Here is a 15,826-nt window from a genome sequence, read left to right as displayed (position 1 = left end):
CGTCGTATGTCTCGGCTCCCCTACTCCTGCCCCGGCACGACCGCCGGGATGCCCTCGGGGTTCAGCAGCTGCGTCAGATGGCGGGCCGACGCGTCCCAGGACCAGGATTCCTGGGCCCACTTACGGCCGGCGGCGCCCATCGCGGCGGCCTGGTCCGCGTCGAGCAGTATCCGGGTCAGCGCGCCCGCTATCGCCGCTGTGTCGGTGCCGTCCACGACCCGGCCGGTCCTGCCGTCGAGCACCGTGTCCGGGGCTCCGCCCGAGTCGCCGACGACCACCGGCAGTCCGCTCGCCGCCGCCTCCAGGAACACGATCCCAAGCCCTTCCGCCTCCAGACCGGCCTTCCTGGTACGGCACGGCATGGCGAAGACATCCGCCGCCGCGTAGTACTGCGGAGTCTCGGTGTGCGACTTTCCGCCCACGAAACGGACCGAGCCCTCGGCGTGCCGGTGCGCCAGCTTGCGCAGCCGTGCCTCGTCCGACCCCCTGCCGACCACGACGAGCACCGCGTCGGGCACCTCCCGCCGGATCAGCGGCAGGGCCCGGATCAGCATGTCCTGGCCCTTGCGCGGGACCAGGCGGGCCACACACAGGATCACGCGCTTGCCGTGCAGGCCGAGCTCCGTACGCAGGTCGAATCCGGCACCGGCGTCGGGCCGGTACACCTCCGCGTCGACCCCCGGCACCAACCGGCTCATGCGCGCACGCGGGCCCAGGGACGGCCCGATCCGGGCACGCGTGTACTGACCGAGATACGTGACGACATCCACGCCGTCGCCGATACGGCGCATCATCTGACGCGGACCCGGGGTCCTGGCCCACCAGATCTCATGGCCATGGGTGGTCGCCACCATGCGCTGGATCCCACTGCGGCGCAGGGCCGGCGCCATGAGGGCCAGCGGCGCAGCAGCCCCGAACCAGACCCGGTCGCAGTCATGGGCCCTGGCTATCTCGACGGCCCTCCGGGTGACCCGCCCGGTCGGCAGCAGCATGCCGCTGGAGTCCCGTACGACAGGGAACGGAAGGGTCGCGTCGTACGCGGTGTCTCCCGGCTCGCGCGAGGTGTACACGACCACGTCGTCGTCCGGTATGCGCGTGGTCATGGCGTGCACGAAGGTCTCTATGCCTCCCTGGCGCGGCGGGAAGTCATTGGTGATGACAAGGGTGGAGCCCATGAAAGTGTTGGATCCTTCAGCTGGATGCGGTCGAGCGAGCCGAGAAGAGGTAGTTGCGGCAGTCGTCGGTCACGTCGGCAATACGCTCCCAACCCCGGTTCCGCCAGCGGTACATGTCGTAGCCGAGTTCGCCGAGCCGGCTGACGAGGTCGCCCGACTTCGTGTCGTACTTTTCGAGGTGACGGTCCTCGATCTCGAGCAGGAGCGCGGGCCGGTGGCGCAGCAGCGTGCGCCGGGCCCCCGACAGCACGGCTGCCTCCGCCCCTTCGACATCGGCCTTGATGAAGTCGACGCGATCGAGGCCCATGTGGTTGCACAGACCGTCCACCGTCCGCACCGGTGTGGTCACGGGGCGGGAGGCGGGGAATTCGACGTTGGGTCCGGGTCCCGAGGCGCCCTCGGTGAGATAGGCACGTCCGTGGACGGGCAGCAGATGGCGCCGGGGCAGGCTCATCGTTCCTTCGTGTGCCCGCGCGCCGAGAGCCATGCGGTGCACGGTGACGTTGTCGCAGCCGAGGGCGGCCGCCGTGGCCCTCAGCCATTTCGCGGGTCCGTGCAGCGGTTCGACGCTGTGCACCTTCCCCGACGGTCCGGCCAGCGCGGACAGGCTCCAGGTGTAGAGGCCGTACTCGGCCCCGATGTCGAGGCAGACAGCGCCCGGCCGCACCAGCGGCCGCAGGCCGGCCACTTCTTCTTCCACGAAGGGCCACCGCGAGGATGCCCAGCGAAGCGCGAGCGCGACGGATGACACACGCAGCCCCGGGTGCGGGCGACCGCCGGACCGGAGAACCGAGGGATCCGGCCGACGCGTCAACCTGCCGTTCATCAAACGCCTTTCAGCCTGCTTGGGCGTACGGTTCCTGCTGCCGGAGCGACGCCACACTCGATCGGCGTTCCATCGCATCATCAGATGCGGGGTGATCCCATCCTTCTCCAGAAGCAGATTGGCCGGCACGTCAGACCTGAGATGTACATCTCAGGGTTGGGCCCACAACCGATGAAACCATCATGAAAGAGCGCAGATCATGGCTTCGCACCCCGCCCACGGCAGAGGGCGGGGTGCGAAGCCATAGGGGCCACCGCTACTTCTGTGCCATCGCATCAATCAGGCTATTGGGCCGCATGACGGTCCAGTTCTCCTCGATGCAGTCGAGGCATTCCTGACGCACTGCCTCGGGCTGCCGCGGCGTCCGAGACGGACCGCCCCGTCCCCCGTGCTCGATGTGGCGGTGTCTCCTCAGTACCCGCCCGGGCGCACCAGGCCCGTCTCGTACGCGTGGATCGCGGCCTGGGTCCGGTCGCGCAGGCCGAGCTTGACCAGGATCCGGCTCACATGCGTCTTGACGGTCTGTTCGGCCACCACCAAATGCTGGGCGATCTCCGCGTTCGACAGGCCCTGCGCGATCAGGGACAGAACCTCCGTCTCGCGCTCCGTGAGGTTGCCGCTGCGGCCCTTGACCGGGCCGCGGGGGACGTCGGACATCCGGGAGAACTCGACGATGAGACGCTTGGTGATGTTCGGCGCCAGCAGGGCCTCGCCGGCCGCCACCACCCGTACCGCATGGGCGAGTTCCTTGGCCGACGCGTCCTTCAGCAGAAACCCGGACGCGCCGGCGCGCAGCGCCTCGTACACATACTCGTCGAGGTCGAAAGTGGTCAGGACGAGGACCTTGGTGGTGGCGGCGGGCGATGCCATGATGCGGCGCGTCGCCTCGATGCCGCCGACCCCGGGCATCCTTATGTCCATCAGTACGACGTCGGGGGTCAGTTCGGCGACCCCGGCGACGGCGTCGATGCCGTCCACGGCCTGGCCGACGACCTCGATACCGGGTTCGGCATTGAGCAGGACCGTGAATCCCTGACGGACCATCATCTGATCGTCGGCGATCAGCACGCGGGTGGTCGTCACGGGTTGTCCTCCACAAGGTCGGCAGGTACGGCGGGAAGCTGCGTGGGCAGCATCGCGATCACTTCGTATCCTCCGTCGGAGGTGGCGCCGGAAGCCAGCCTGCCACACAGCATCGCAGCGCGCTTCCGTATGACGAGCAGCCCCTGGCCGACGCCCGGCGAGAACTGGGCGGGCCGGGGCGGCGCGGTGTCGGCGCCCCGGATGGTGACCGCGGACGGACGGTGGTCGATCTCCACCCGTACCTCCGCTCCGGGCGCGTGCCGCATCGCGCTGCTGAGCGCCTCCTGGATGATACGGAACGCCAACAGCTCGGCGGTGAGTTCCTCCAGCTCGACCAGTTGCGTACGGGCCTCGTTTCGGCCGCGCAACGCGGCGCCGACCAGCGTGGCGATCGCGAGGACCGCCAAGGTGAGCACCACGCACGAAGCGGCGGCCACCTGCGAGCGGAGTGGCCCCACCGTGCTGGGCCGCACATCGGCGGCCCCCGCCCAGGGGTCCTCGCGCAGGGTTCGCGGCACTGCCCGCGGGCCCCCGGTGAGCCGCTCTCTCCATGTCCGACTTCTTCATGAGCACCACCCTGGACACGCCGCGGCAGCTCGCCGGAACGAACGTTCCGTGCCAACAACCGGTCACCTCTTCGGCTGCCGTCCCACACCGGGCGGAGCAACGGCTGCGGTCCTCCGCACCGGATCACGTGTGAGGGGCGTCCGGGGTCCGTCCGTCCACGATCCGGGCGATGTTCGTCAGGGGTACGGAACCGGGCTTCAGGTAGTCGCTGTGGCCGCCGGAGCCCGCGTCGAAGGTGTGGGCGCCGAAGCCCTCGGACACCGGATCCGCACCGAATCCGACGTCCACGGTGGGGAGTTCCAGCCGTACGTGCGGAACGTCGGCAATCCAGTCGTTGCCGCCCCGGCCCGCCCAGACCGAGGCCCGGGTGTGCATCGCGGCCACGTCGTCGACTCCCACACCGGGGCTGCCGTACAGGACGATGTCTGCGACCTCCACTCCGGCCGCGGCGCGTGCGCAGACGACGGAACCGTAGGAGTGGCAGACCAGAGAGGTCCGGGCGGCAGGCTTGGCACCTGTCAACTCCCCGAGGAAATCGCGCAGTTCGTGAGCTGCATTGTCGGCCCTCCCCGAAGTGGCCGCCGACAGGCTCACAGTGGCCGGCGTCTCGTACCCGAGCCAGGCGACGACGGCAGACCGGTCGCCCAGCTCCCTCCGCAGCGCCTGGGCGCCGCCCTTCAGCCGCCAGTAGTTGTCGACACTTATGCCCGCACCCGGGACCAGCACAGCGATCCGGTCGGCCCGGGCGAGGTCGCCGAAGACCTCGACGGTGCGGCCGCCGTTCCGGCCGTCGAAGGAGATGAAGTGGCGCGCAGGGTCTGCCAGGATGCGCAGCGCGTCGGCCCGCTTCCCGTCGCCGTGGCCGTCGGCCATTCGCGCGGCCGCCGTGATGTCCGCGCGGATTGCCACCCACCGCTCGGCGAGAGCGCTCGGGGTGGCGGCGGGCAACGGGCCCGGGGCTGTCGGAGCGGGCGCCGGTACGTCGGCGGGCCTGACCGCACCCGACACCGGTACGGCCACCGAGGCGACGACGAATGCGGCGAGCAGGGCGCGGCACAGGCGGCTTCTGCGTGGGCGGGAGTCCATGGCAGACGGTTCCTTCCGTACCGGGTGTCTCGCGTGCTTCCAGTACTGAAGCTATGAATCACACCTCGTAGTCCGCGTCCCGCCCAGGAGTGAACCTTCCGCGTAGTTCTGAAGTACGGGGGGTAGGAGGCGAAGCCGATCAGCCGCTGACGCGCATATCTGTTCGGCCGGCAGAGCCTGCGGCCGGCCCGCGAACACCTCGCCGCGTACCAAGGGCGGTTGTGCGCCGGTTGCGGTCCGCCGGTCCGAGAAGTGAGCGGATATGGCACAGTCGTGCCGGTGGAAGAGCTGCGACCTCAGGACCCCGCGCACATAGGCGCGTACCGGATTCTCGCCCGGCTCGGCGCGGGCGGCATGGGGCAGGTGTATCTCGGCCGGTCGCCCGGCGGACGACTGGTGGCCGTGAAGGTGATCCGCGACGAGATCAGCGATCACCCCGAGGCACTGGCCCGGTTCCGGCGGGAGGCCGCAACCGTGGAGGCCGTACGCAGTGCCTACACCGCCCAGTTGATCGAGGCGTCGCTCGACTCGTCCCCGTACTGGCTGGCCACCGAGTACGTGCCGGGGCCCACGCTGCGCGGCGCCGTGGGCACGAGCGGCCCGTTCCCGCCGGACAGTGCCATGCGACTTTTCGCCGCGCTCGCCGAGGGGCTGGCCGCGGTCCATGTCCACGAGGTCACGCACCGGGACCTGAAGCCGCAGAACGTCATCCTCGCGCCGCAGGGACCGCAACTGATCGACTTCGGCATTGCCCGGGGACTTGAGCAGACGATCCTCACCCGGGACGGAATGGCACCGGGAACGCCCGGGTACGCGGCGCCCGAGGTCGTCCTGCGCAACGAGGTCGGCCCGGCGGCGGACGTCTTCGCGCTGGGGGCGACGATCGCCTACACGGCGACCGGCCGGCCCCCTTACGGCACGGGCGACGCGGCTGCGGTGAGCTACCGGACCGTGCACGAGGACATCGACCTGGCGGGGGTGCAGCCCGCGCTGGCCGCGCTGATCCGGCAGTGTGTCGCCAAGGACCCGGCGCAGCGGCCCGAGCTGGCCGCCGTGATCGCCGACTGCGCTGTGGACTCGGCACTGGCTACGGACGCCCACTACCGCTCGGTGGCCCGCGACGCCGAACCCACGCCCGTGCCCGCGCATTTGAGCACGCCACTTTCGGAGGCGGAACCGGAGACCGGGACCCTGACGCGGCCGGTGGATCGCGAGCCGGAGGATCAGGTGCCTGAGCGAGCGGCCGAGACCGTACCGCCGGGGACACCCGACACCACGCCGTACGACGCGCCGGATCATCAACGGCGGCATCCCGCCCGCACCACACGTCGCAGGGGCTGGCTCGCCGCAGGTGCGGTGGCGCTCGTCGTACCGGCGACGGTCTGGCTGCTCCCCGGACAGGACAGCCAAACCCCCAAAGCCGCACCCACGACCGACGTCTCCGCGTCCCGGTCGGCCACCAAAAGTCCGGCGGGCCGGCCACCGGACCACATCGTGAACGACCGTGTCTCGCAGGATCGCTGGACCCTGTCGGACGACCCGAAGCAGGCCGCCCAGCGCATGGGCTCCTGCGACCTGGCCAGTTTCGCCGGGTCCTCACCGCCGATGGATCTGCTGTCCTCCGTCTCGCACACCACCGGCTCGGACACCGCCTCGGTGGAGCTGCGTCCCAAGACTGCCGGCCAGGGAAAGCGGCCCGCGCCGTACTACATCTCTGTGGGGGTGCGGCCCCCGCACGAGACCGACCGCGCCACCGGCCGGCCCCTTCGGTCCGTCGGCAAGGGCATCGGCTTCACCAGCAAGCCCGTCGACATCTACTCGCAGTGGTCCTCGGGCGAAACCATCAAACTCAAGTACCCCGAAGACTTCCGGGCCCACTTCGGCAATCGGACCGTCGAGGCGATCCCGGTCGGCGACGACAGGGGCGACTGGACAGTGGTGCTGTACCACGTCGAAGGCGGGCCCACGAAGTACACATCCGTCGTGTGCAACGGCTTCCATGCCTAGGACACCGTCCACGGGTGCCGACGTGTTCCTCCCCACCCCCGCAGAACGGGACCGGGTCCGCGACCGGCACAGCCACCGGCCCTCCAGTCACCCACTCGTCCGCCAGGACGCCGCTGTGTCGGCACCAGTACGTTCGCGACTCGAGCACAGCCGGCCTACGAGTTCCGCGGACCGGGTCCTGTACCGAGTCACGGATGCCATCTTGATCTCCTCGTAGCCACGCACGATGTCGGGCAGTGAGGCGATCTCGACGGCCAGGCCGTGGGCGTCCATGTCGAGATTCCGGCAGACCTCGGTGATCGTGGCCTCGTACTCGACGACCAGGGCCCGTTCTGTGCGCCGCACGCGCGCCGCTCCGAAGGGGTCCAGGCGCGTGCCACGGAGCCTGCGCATCGCGGCGAGGCCTTGGAAGGCCGGTTTGAACCAGGGGCCGAGTTCGATCTTGCGGTTCATGCCGAGTGCCCGCAGGACGGGCGGGTGGAGGCGGTAGGACATTCGTGCGCCGTCCCCGAAGCGGGCCTTCACCTCCCGCTCGACCTCGGGGTCGAGGGAGAGCCGGGCCACCTCGTACTCGTCCTTGTACGCCATCAGCTTGTGCAGGTACCTGGCCACTGCCTCGGTGAGTGCGGTCGAGCCGGGGGCGCGCTCACACTCCGTCCGGCGGACCTGTTCGACGAAACGTGCGTACCTCGTCGCGTAGGCGGCGTTCTGGTACGCGATGAGATCCGGTACACGGACCTCCAGGAGCCGGGCGAGTTCCGACCCGGGGGCGGCCCCGACCAGTTCGAGGGTGTGCCGGGCCTCGGCGGACAGGCCGCTCCCCGACTTCGCCGGGGTGACACGCCCCTCCAGGAGGTCGGCGAAGGCTTCGGGGTCGGCGACGGCCTGGCGGCCGAGGCGGAATGCCTTGATGTTGGCCTCGGCCTTCACGCCGTTGAGGGTGATCGCCTCCTCGATGGCGTGGGCCGGCAGCGGCAGCCCACCGGTCTGGTAGGCCGCGCCGGTGAGCAGGAGATTGGCGAACTGGTCCTCGCCCAAAAGGTCGTTCGCGAGTCGGCGCGCGTCGAGGAAGACCGTGTCCTTGGCCTCTGCCCTGATCCGTTCCTTGAGAGGTTCGGCAGGCGGGAACGACACCTCCGGGTCGATCACCATCTGTCCGGTCGGGACCTCTGCCGTGGAGACGACCGCCATCGTTCGCGCTGGAGCGGCCGCGGTCAGATGTCCGGGTTCCGCGGCGACGAGCAGGTCACAGCCGAGGTAGAGATCGCACTCGTCCAGGGCCGCCTTGCCGGCCTGTTCCGTCGCCTCCTTCGTGATTTTGATGTCGGAGACGACCGCGCCGCCCTTCTGGGCCATGCCGGTCTGGTCGAGGGCCCGGACGTGCAGGCCCGCGAGCGAGGCCGCGGTGCTGAGGATCTGCGCGAGGGTGATCACCCCGGATCCTCCGACGCCTGTGATCCGGGTGGTGTGGGAAGCCGGTACGACGAGGTCCGGATCGGGCAGCGCCGCACCGTCCGGCATCGGGACGGGAGTGAAGTCGGCCTTTCCCCTGGCGGGGACGACGGTGAGGAAGGAGGGGCAGTCCCCCGCCAGACAGGCGTAGTCCTTGTTGCAGGAGGACTGATCGATCCGGGTCTTGCGGCCGTACTCGGTGTCGACCGGCTGCACGGAGAGGCAGTTGGACTGCTGTCCGCAGTCGCCGCAGCCCTCGCACACCCGCTCGTTGATCATCACGCGCTCGGTGGGTTCGGGCACAAGGCCACGCTTGCGCTTGCGCCGGAGTTCCGTCGCGCATTCCTGGTCGTGAATGAGGAGGGTGACGCCGGGGGTCCGGGCAAGCACCTCCTGGGCCTCGGCCAGCCGGTCGCGGTGCCAGACGACCACGCCCTTGGGAAGCGTGACCTTCCGGTAGCGCTTGACGTCCTCGGTCGTGACGATGATGCGCTCGACGCCTTCCGCCAACAGCCCTTGGGCGATCGCGGGCACGGGCATGACGCCGACGGGCTGCTGTCCGCCGGTCATCGCCACCGCCGAGTTGTGGAGCAGCTTGTACGTGACGTTCACCCCGGCCGAGACCGCCGCCCGGATAGCGAGACTTCCGGAGTGGTGGAAGGTGCCGTCGCCGAGATTCTGGATCAGGTGGTCGCGTTCGAGGAACGGCTGCATGCCGATCCACTGGGCGCCCTCGCCTCCCATCTGGGTCATGCCGATCACGTCCCCGGCCTGGGAAGGGTCCATGAGTGTGACCATGGCGTGGCAGCCGATCCCCGCCCCGACGGCGGCGCCCTCGGGTGCCTTGGTCGAGAGGTTGTGGGGGCAGCCGGAACAGAAGTAGGGGGTGCGGCTCAGCACAGGCAGGAGTGGCAGCGTCTTGCGCCGGGCCGCTGTCCGAGTGGTGTCCAACCAGCTCTGCACGGTGGGGAGTTCGCCCAGTGCGTTCAGACGGGGCGCAAGCCGGGCGGCGACGGTGTCGGGATCGAGTTCTCCGTCGAGGGGGAAGAGGACCGAACCGTCGGGTGCGCGCTTGCCGGAGACGGACGGCTGGTCGCCGCGCCCGTAGAGCAGGTCCTTGAGGGCGGTCTCGATGAGTGGCCGCTTCTCCTCCACGACAACAATGTGACGCAGCCCCCTCGCGAACCGTTCGACGATCGTGGGTTCCAGCGGATGGATCATGCCGAGGTGCAGCAGGCGCACACCGCGGCGCTCCAGTTCGGTGTCATCGAGTCCGAGGATGCGCAGGGCCTGGCGGAGGTCGAGGAACGTCTTGCCTGCCGCGACGATGCCTATGCGGTCGCCGGGGTCCATCCTGGTGATCCGGTTGAGGTTGTTGGCGAAGGCGTAGCGGCGGGCAATCTCGAGGCGGGCGCCGTCCCGGCTGCGTTCCAGGTCCCCGAGGGCCGGTTGCAGCATCCGGGTACCGACGGTGTGGCGGTACGGCACTCCGTCGGCCGTGAGGTCCGGGACGACCGGTGCGATCCGTCCGGCGCTCACGTCGACGGTGCCGGAACCGTCCGCGACCGCCGTCACGATTTTCAGCGCCACCCACAGCCCGGCCGCCCGGGACATCGCCACACCGTGCAGTCCGAAGTCGAGCGCTTCCTGCGGGTCGGACGGGTAGAGCGTGGGCAGGCCCAAGTCGGCGAGGAGCAGTTCGGAGGCGCCGGGCACGGTCGACGACTTGGCGGCGGGGTCGTCGCCGACCAGGGCGAGCGCACCGCCGTCGGGGTGGGTGCCCATCAGGTTGTTGTGCCGGATGGCGTCCGAGGCGCGGTCGAGGCCCGGGGACTTGCCATACCAGATCGCAGCGATGCCGTCGACGCGCTTGTCCGGCTGCGCCGCGGCGAGTTGGGTGCCCTGGACGGCCGTCGCCGCGAGTTCCTCGTTGACGCCGGGCCGGAAGACGATGTCGTACTCGTCGAGGAGGGAGCGGCAGCGGGCGAGCTCCATGTCGTATCCGGCGAGCGGCGAACCCTCGTATCCGGAGATGAATCCCGCGGTGCTGCGGCCCTCGCGACGGTCGGCGCGACGGATGTCGAGCGGCAGGCGGGCGAGTGCCTGGATGCCGGTGAGGTGGAGGGTGCCCTCCTCGCGCACGTATCGGTCCTGAAGCGTGGGACGGGGGCCGGTTGCTTTCTGAGGGGTCACCACTGTGTTCCTCCGGGTGGGGCATGTGTGGTCGTCGGGGCGGGCGAGGAGTCGGTCCCGTACGACAGGAGCGGGGACCGGGACGGCCGTGTCGGCGGGGCGCAGCCGCGGTGCGCGGGTCGGGGCGGTGGGCGTCGGCCGGCACCGGTCGGCGCAGGTCGATACCAGTCGGCGTCGGCCGGAGCTGCGGCATTCGTGGGGCAGGCGTGGCGCGACCGGGGCGACCGAACTCGGCCTTCCAGGCTGGAAGGCCGCGGTGAAAAGACTCCGGGCGAGGGCCGGGAGCGCCGGGCTCGCGGCCCGGCGCTCCGCTCGCGGTCCGCGCCGGAACAGGGCCTGTCGTTCGGATCGGGCCGAACCGGCCCTAGGCTGACTGCCCGACCGCGTCGAGCAGGGCGGCGAGCGCGGACGCAGGGGATGATCCCTCGGCGCTGTGCCACGCGATGTGGCCGTCCGGTCGGACGAGGAGGGCTCCGTCCTCACCGATCCTGAGCAGCTCCGGACAGTAGCCGTCCGGGCTGGTGACATCCCGGCCGATCACGACAGTCTGTTTCGCCACGCCTTCCCCGGTCTCCGCGAAGGCATCGGCCCAGGTGGCTCCCGCGGGCCCTGTGATGAGGGTGAAGCCTGGCATGAGGAGGTCGTGCGTCGACACCCGTTCCCCGTCACGTTCGACCCAGGCGTGCGGAAGTCTCGCTCCGGGGACGGCAGTCGGTGTGTAGTCGGTGGCCGAGAGCGGGGCTCCGCCGACGCCGCCGGCGTGCCGGCTCGCCCCGTAGATGTATCCGATCTCCTGGTTGAGCGCGTCGAAGTGCGGGCGCTGCAGAGGGACGGCTTCCGCGATCCGCCGGCGTTCCGCCGCGGCAACTGACGGGTCCGGGCTTTCGAGGCGTGCGGCGATCCTGGCCGTCTCGGGCCCTATGCCGACCTCGGCCATTTTGATGGCGTTGAGCACGCTGTGGCGAGCGTTGTCGACGGCGACCGGGCGACGTTCACGCTCGTAACTGTCGAGCAGGGCCTCGGAAGCGCAGCCCGCCAGCACGGCGGCGAGCTTCCAGCCGAGGTTGTCCGCGTCGGCGAGACCGCTGTTCATGCCCAGGCCGCCTGTCGGCGGGAACTGGTGCGCCGCGTCGCCGACGAGGAGGACACGGCCGCTGCGGTAGGTCTCCGCGGTCCGGGCCGTCATGGTCCATGGCCCCACGGAGCGGATGTCCACGTCGAGTTCGGTGGTTCCGACGGCGTCCCGGATGATCTGGGCGCACCGTTCGGGCGGGTAGTCCCGCGGCGATTCGACAGCCGGGTCGAAGCTCCGCTGGAAGGTCCACCGGCGAACGCCGTCCATCCCGATGAGGAGTCCCGGGGATGCGCTGTTGATCAGCCAGATCAGCAGGGCGGGATCTTGCCCCGTCCAGGGGGACAGGTCGGCGTGGAAGTAGATGTTCAGCTGGTGGCCAAGGACCGGAGAGCCGTCCATCGCGATGCCGAGCTTGTCGCGCATGCCGCCGGTCGCCCCGTCCGCCGCCACGACGTAGCAGGTGCGCAGGATCTGGCGCTTGCCCACGCCTTCCACGGTGACGTCGACCGAATCGCCATGGTCCGTCACCTCCACAACGGTGGTGCTGTAGTGGACGGTGGCCATGCCCTGGGCGAGGACGGCGTCGAGGAGGTGCTGCTGCACACGGTCCTGGGCGCAGGAGGTGAGCTGCGCGGCGGAGGCGTGGACCCTGCGCAGGAGTTGATCCTCCGGCCCTTCGACGAGGTCGATCCGGCCCAGGGCTTCCCCGGCGAGGGTGTGTTTCCACAGGATCGTGCCGGCCCACGCCGGGTCGACCGCGTCCGCGTGGACGGCATCCGCGATGCCCCAGGTGCGGAACAGTTCCATGGACCGGGTGTTGACGACATGGGCCCGGGGGTGCGGATTGACCCCGTCGTACTGTTCGAAGACCGTGCTGCGGACGCCGTGCCGGCCCAGGACCAGCGCGGTGGCCAGCCCCACGGGGCCGGCTCCGATGATGACGACCGGGGTGTCGATGGCGGTCATGAGCGCCTGACCAGTTCGGCGAAGGACTCACCCGAATCGAAACGGCGCACCAGGTCGTCGGGGTCGAACTCGACGCCGATCGGATTGGCTTCGAAGGCTCCGGACCGGAACCACTCGTCGAGGGCTTCCTCGGTAGCGAAGTTGTCGATCTGGAGCTCGATGTGATTGCCGTCGGGATCCTCGAAGTACATCGAGGTGGTCGGACCGTGGTTGATGCACCAGAAGGGGAGGATGCCGTCCCCCTTCAGCCGCTGGTATGTGCCGAGCAGATCGCCGATCGTGGCGTAGGTGAATGCCGCGTGGTGCAGACCGGTGTGCGCGTCCGTCGGACGCTCGGACGCTCCGGTGGCGACCAGCGCGACACGGTGGTGTTCGTCGTCGTAGGTCAGGAAGGCGAGGGCGTCATTGGCGAAGGTGACGCGAGCTTCGAGAACGCGCATGTACCACTCGGTCATGACCGGCAGACGGCCGGTGCGCAGGACGATGTGGGCAAGTTTGTCTGGAGAAGCCATGAGACAGCGACCTCCTCATCGAGGGCACGACAGCCCTCTTGGCTGCCATACAAGAGAACCCTAGACAGGCTCTTGTATGGCAGTCAAGAGATCGCGCTCAGCGTGCCGCCGCGACGGCCACCAGCGCCTCCATGAGGAGGTCGATGAACCCTTCGGTCGACCGGTCCAGCTCCCGGGCACTGACCAGCAGCCCCTCGAACAGCACATGAGCCATGTCCGCCACGGGTGCGACATCGGCCCCCTCGGACAGCCGTCCGGCGACGGCCGCCAGAAGACGGCCCTCCAGCCACTCCCGCATGCGGGAGTAGACGTCGGCGAGGGCCGGCGACTCGTCCATGCGGTCGTACGCCTCCCGGTGCAGCCCGCGATACGACTCCAGGTCGGCAAGGAACGTCACCAGCTGCCGCCGCGGATCACCTCCGATCGCGGGGTCCGCCTCGACGCGGTCCCGCTCACACAGGAAGAGGCGGTCCAGGGTGGCGGCGAACAGGTCGTCCTTGGTCGGGAAGTACCAGCGCACGGCATTGGCCGCGACACCGGCCGCCTTGCCGACCTCGGCCAGGCTGGTCCCCTTGTACCCCTTGATGGCGAAGAGCTCCCAGGCACTGTCGACCAGGACGGCCTCGCGCTCGGCTTTCGGGATCTGCTGACGGTTCCGTGGCATAGCAACCCAGCCTAGGCGGCACACCCTCACCCCCCATCCGCGGCACCGGAGAACAGCAACCCGGCAGCCGATGAACTCTTGACTCCGAAACAAGAAAGCTCTTGACTCAGAAACAAGAGAATGTGTCCCCAACACGCGGGAGTCCGTGATGCGCCTGTACAGCACAGCCCTGGGCATCGCCAGGGAGGAAAGCCCCGGCGAGCTCTCCGTACTCGATCTCCCCTTCGCCGACCTGGGCGCCCTCCTGCACGGACCGGGTATCGACGCCGCACGCGCGGCGGCGGTCGTCCGGCGGATCGCTCTCGACGAGGTCCGGGTGCACGCCCCCATTGCCCGGCCCGGGAAGATCCTGATCGTCGGCCTCAACTACCGCAGCCACGCGGAGGAGGCCCTGGAGATGTTCGCCGCGATGGGACGGCCCGGCATCACCCTGCCGACGGAGCCGAACTTCCAGGTGGTCGCCGGATCCGCGGTCACCGCACCGGGCGGGGACATCCGCCTGCCGGCCGTCGCGGCCGGCCAGGTCGACTACGAGGGCGAGGTGGCCGCCGTGATCGGCAGGCCCGCGAGCGCCGTCTGCGCCGACGACGCGGAGAGCCACCTCGCCGGCCTGACCATCGCCAACGACGTCTCCGCGCGCGATATCCAGCAGCGCGCCATGTCGGGCGATCCGACCGCGTCCATCGGCGTGGCCAAGAGCTTCGACACCTTCAAGCCGCTCGGCCCCTGCCTGGTCACCCCGGACGAGTTCACCGAGCCACTCGACCTGAGGCTGCGCACCCTGGTCAACGGTGACGTACGCCAGGACGACCGCACCAGCAGCTTCATCCACGGCGTGGCCGGGCTGGTCTCCTACCTCTCCCGCTACCAGACTCTCGAACCCGGAGACGTGATCCTCACCGGAACACCGCGCGGCGCCGGCGTTTTCTCCGGTCGCCACCTGCGCCCCGGCGATGTCGTCGAGGTCGAGGTCGAAAACATCGGCACGCTCCGCAACCGCGTCACGGCCGCCCCCGAGAACGGGAGCGCGGGCGCATGACCGGCAGAACGCACCGTACGAGCCACTCCGCCCCGACGGCGGCATCACCTGGCTGATACCGCTCAGTACGGGCCGCACCGAGCCGGGCGGTCGGCGGGGGTGAACCGCGTACCGCCCGGCCCCGGAAATGACGCCGGTGGATCAGGAGTAGAAGTTGCGCTGCCACCGGTGCTTGGCCAGCACGGAGAGCTGGTCGGCGCTGAGCGCACGCCCGTCGCTCAAGGCCGTGTTGCGCTCGACATTGCGTACGGTGCGCATGCCGGGGATGACGGTGGAAACCGCCGTCGAACTCAGTACGAACCGCAACGCGTTCTCAGCGATCTCATCGGGTGCGATGCCGAGGTCGGCGACGATCGCGGCCACCCGCTGTTCGACCTGTGCCGGGCGGTCGTCGCGGAAGTAACGGTTGCGCCAGTCGCCCTCGGGGAACGTCGTACCGGCGGTGATCCGGCCGGTGAGGCCACCCTCGTCCAGCGCCACCCGCACGATGACACCGACACCGTGCTCCTCGCAGGCCGGCAGCAGCGCGTCGGCGGGCGCCTGGTCGAAGAGGTTGTAGATGACCTGCACGCTGTCCACGGCACCGCTGCGTACGAGTGCGAGTGCGTTGTCGGGCTGGTGGTCGTTGATAGAGACGCCGAACAGGCGGATCTTCCCCTCCTGCTTCAGTTCGGCGATCGTCTCCAGCCAGTCGCCACGGCCGACCCAGTCGTCGCTCCAGACATGGAACTGCACTACGTCGAAGTGGTCCAGGCCGCTGATGCGCAGACTGGTCTCCAGACTTGCGCGGATGTGCTCGCCCGGAAACGTCTCGGTCGGATCCAGACCGTCGGGCGCCGGCCACATTCCGTTCCTCGGCGGCACCTTGGTGGCGACGAGCACCTCGTCCCCGGCCCGCTCGCGGACGACCCGGCCGACGATCCGCTCGCTCTCACCGTAGCCGCGGGCGGTGTCGACGAAGTTCACCCCGAGGTCGATGGCCCGGTGCAGGGCGCGTACGGATTCGTCCTCCGTGGCACCCACCCAGGCGGACTCACCGATGCCCCAGGCGCCGTAACCGATCTCGGACACGGACACTCCACTACGTCCCAGCTCGCGGTAGCGCACAATCATCCTCCACGTCATGGTCCTCGCCCTGGACGGTCCGAGGCCTCCGCCAGGAATCACGTCGACGATAGGCG

General features: G+C 69.7%; 12 protein-coding genes. 2 read left to right on the top strand and 10 right to left on the bottom strand.

Translation table 11 applies throughout. The features are described from left to right. Window positions 1–20: 20 nt before the first annotated feature. The 5 genes from OG609_RS36140 to OG609_RS36120 all read right to left on the bottom strand — a co-directional run bounded on the left by OG609_RS36140 (window position 21) and on the right by OG609_RS36120 (window position 4,737). On the bottom strand, window positions 21–1,175 hold the full coding sequence (locus OG609_RS36140; RefSeq protein ID WP_327276680.1) for a glycosyltransferase family 4 protein: 1,155 nt from the start codon (window positions 1,173–1,175) through the stop codon (window positions 21–23). A gap of 16 nt (window positions 1,176–1,191) precedes the next feature. Then, the gene (locus OG609_RS36135; RefSeq protein ID WP_327276679.1) at window positions 1,192–1,875 is read right to left on the bottom strand and encodes an FkbM family methyltransferase; all 684 of its coding nucleotides are present in this window, start codon (window positions 1,873–1,875) and stop codon (window positions 1,192–1,194) included. A gap of 537 nt (window positions 1,876–2,412) precedes the next feature. Beyond that, window positions 2,413–3,084: a response regulator transcription factor gene (locus OG609_RS36130; protein ID WP_327276678.1), complete on the bottom strand. Its 672-nt coding sequence runs from the start codon at window positions 3,082–3,084 to the stop codon at window positions 2,413–2,415. After that, entirely contained in the window at window positions 3,081–3,602 is a 522-nt protein-coding gene (locus OG609_RS36125) for an ATP-binding protein (protein ID WP_327276677.1), read from the bottom strand. Before OG609_RS36125 ends, OG609_RS36130 begins: the two co-directional genes overlap by 4 nt. Before the next feature lie 172 nt (window positions 3,603–3,774). After that, the gene (locus OG609_RS36120; RefSeq protein WP_327276676.1) at window positions 3,775–4,737 is read right to left on the bottom strand and encodes an alpha/beta hydrolase; all 963 of its coding nucleotides are present in this window, start codon (window positions 4,735–4,737) and stop codon (window positions 3,775–3,777) included. Between the two features lie 279 nt (window positions 4,738–5,016). Between OG609_RS36120 and OG609_RS36115 the strand changes: the two genes are divergently transcribed. Continuing rightward, window positions 5,017–6,744 (top strand): protein kinase domain-containing protein, encoded by a 1,728-nt coding sequence (locus tag OG609_RS36115; protein ID WP_327276675.1) that lies wholly within the window; start codon window positions 5,017–5,019, stop codon window positions 6,742–6,744. A gap of 87 nt (window positions 6,745–6,831) precedes the next feature. Here OG609_RS36115 and OG609_RS36110 read toward each other — a convergent pair whose 3' ends face one another. The 4 genes from OG609_RS36110 to OG609_RS36095 all read right to left on the bottom strand — a co-directional run bounded on the left by OG609_RS36110 (window position 6,832) and on the right by OG609_RS36095 (window position 13,606). Further along, window positions 6,832–10,389 carry an indolepyruvate ferredoxin oxidoreductase family protein gene (locus OG609_RS36110; protein WP_327276674.1) on the bottom strand — a complete coding sequence of 1,186 codons (3,558 nt, stop codon included), beginning with the start codon at window positions 10,387–10,389 and terminating at the stop codon, window positions 6,832–6,834. A gap of 364 nt (window positions 10,390–10,753) precedes the next feature. Beyond that, the gene (locus tag OG609_RS36105; protein WP_327276673.1) at window positions 10,754–12,430 is read right to left on the bottom strand and encodes an FAD-dependent monooxygenase; all 1,677 of its coding nucleotides are present in this window, start codon (window positions 12,428–12,430) and stop codon (window positions 10,754–10,756) included. Continuing rightward, window positions 12,427–12,942 (bottom strand): VOC family protein, encoded by a 516-nt coding sequence (locus OG609_RS36100; RefSeq protein ID WP_327276672.1) that lies wholly within the window; start codon window positions 12,940–12,942, stop codon window positions 12,427–12,429. The genes OG609_RS36105 and OG609_RS36100 overlap by 4 nt, the downstream gene beginning before the upstream one ends. A 97-nt stretch (window positions 12,943–13,039) precedes the next feature. Further along, entirely contained in the window at window positions 13,040–13,606 is a 567-nt protein-coding gene (locus tag OG609_RS36095; protein ID WP_327276671.1) for a TetR/AcrR family transcriptional regulator, read from the bottom strand. A 148-nt stretch (window positions 13,607–13,754) separates the two neighbouring features. Here OG609_RS36095 and OG609_RS36090 point away from each other — a divergent pair, with 148 nt between their 5' ends. Continuing rightward, complete coding sequence (locus OG609_RS36090; RefSeq protein WP_327276670.1) at window positions 13,755–14,645, top strand: fumarylacetoacetate hydrolase family protein; 891 nt, start codon at window positions 13,755–13,757, stop codon at window positions 14,643–14,645. A gap of 141 nt (window positions 14,646–14,786) precedes the next feature. Here OG609_RS36090 and OG609_RS36085 read toward each other — a convergent pair whose 3' ends face one another. Next, a complete protein-coding gene (locus tag OG609_RS36085; RefSeq protein ID WP_327278297.1) occupies window positions 14,787–15,752 on the bottom strand; it encodes an aldo/keto reductase in 966 nt (321 codons plus the stop codon). Between the last annotated feature and the right edge of the window lie 74 nt (window positions 15,753–15,826).

Source organism: Streptomyces sp. NBC_01224 (genome assembly GCF_036002945.1).
Classification (GTDB): domain Bacteria; phylum Actinomycetota; class Actinomycetes; order Streptomycetales; family Streptomycetaceae; genus Streptomyces.
This window is presented reverse-complemented; position numbering and strand designations above follow the sequence as displayed.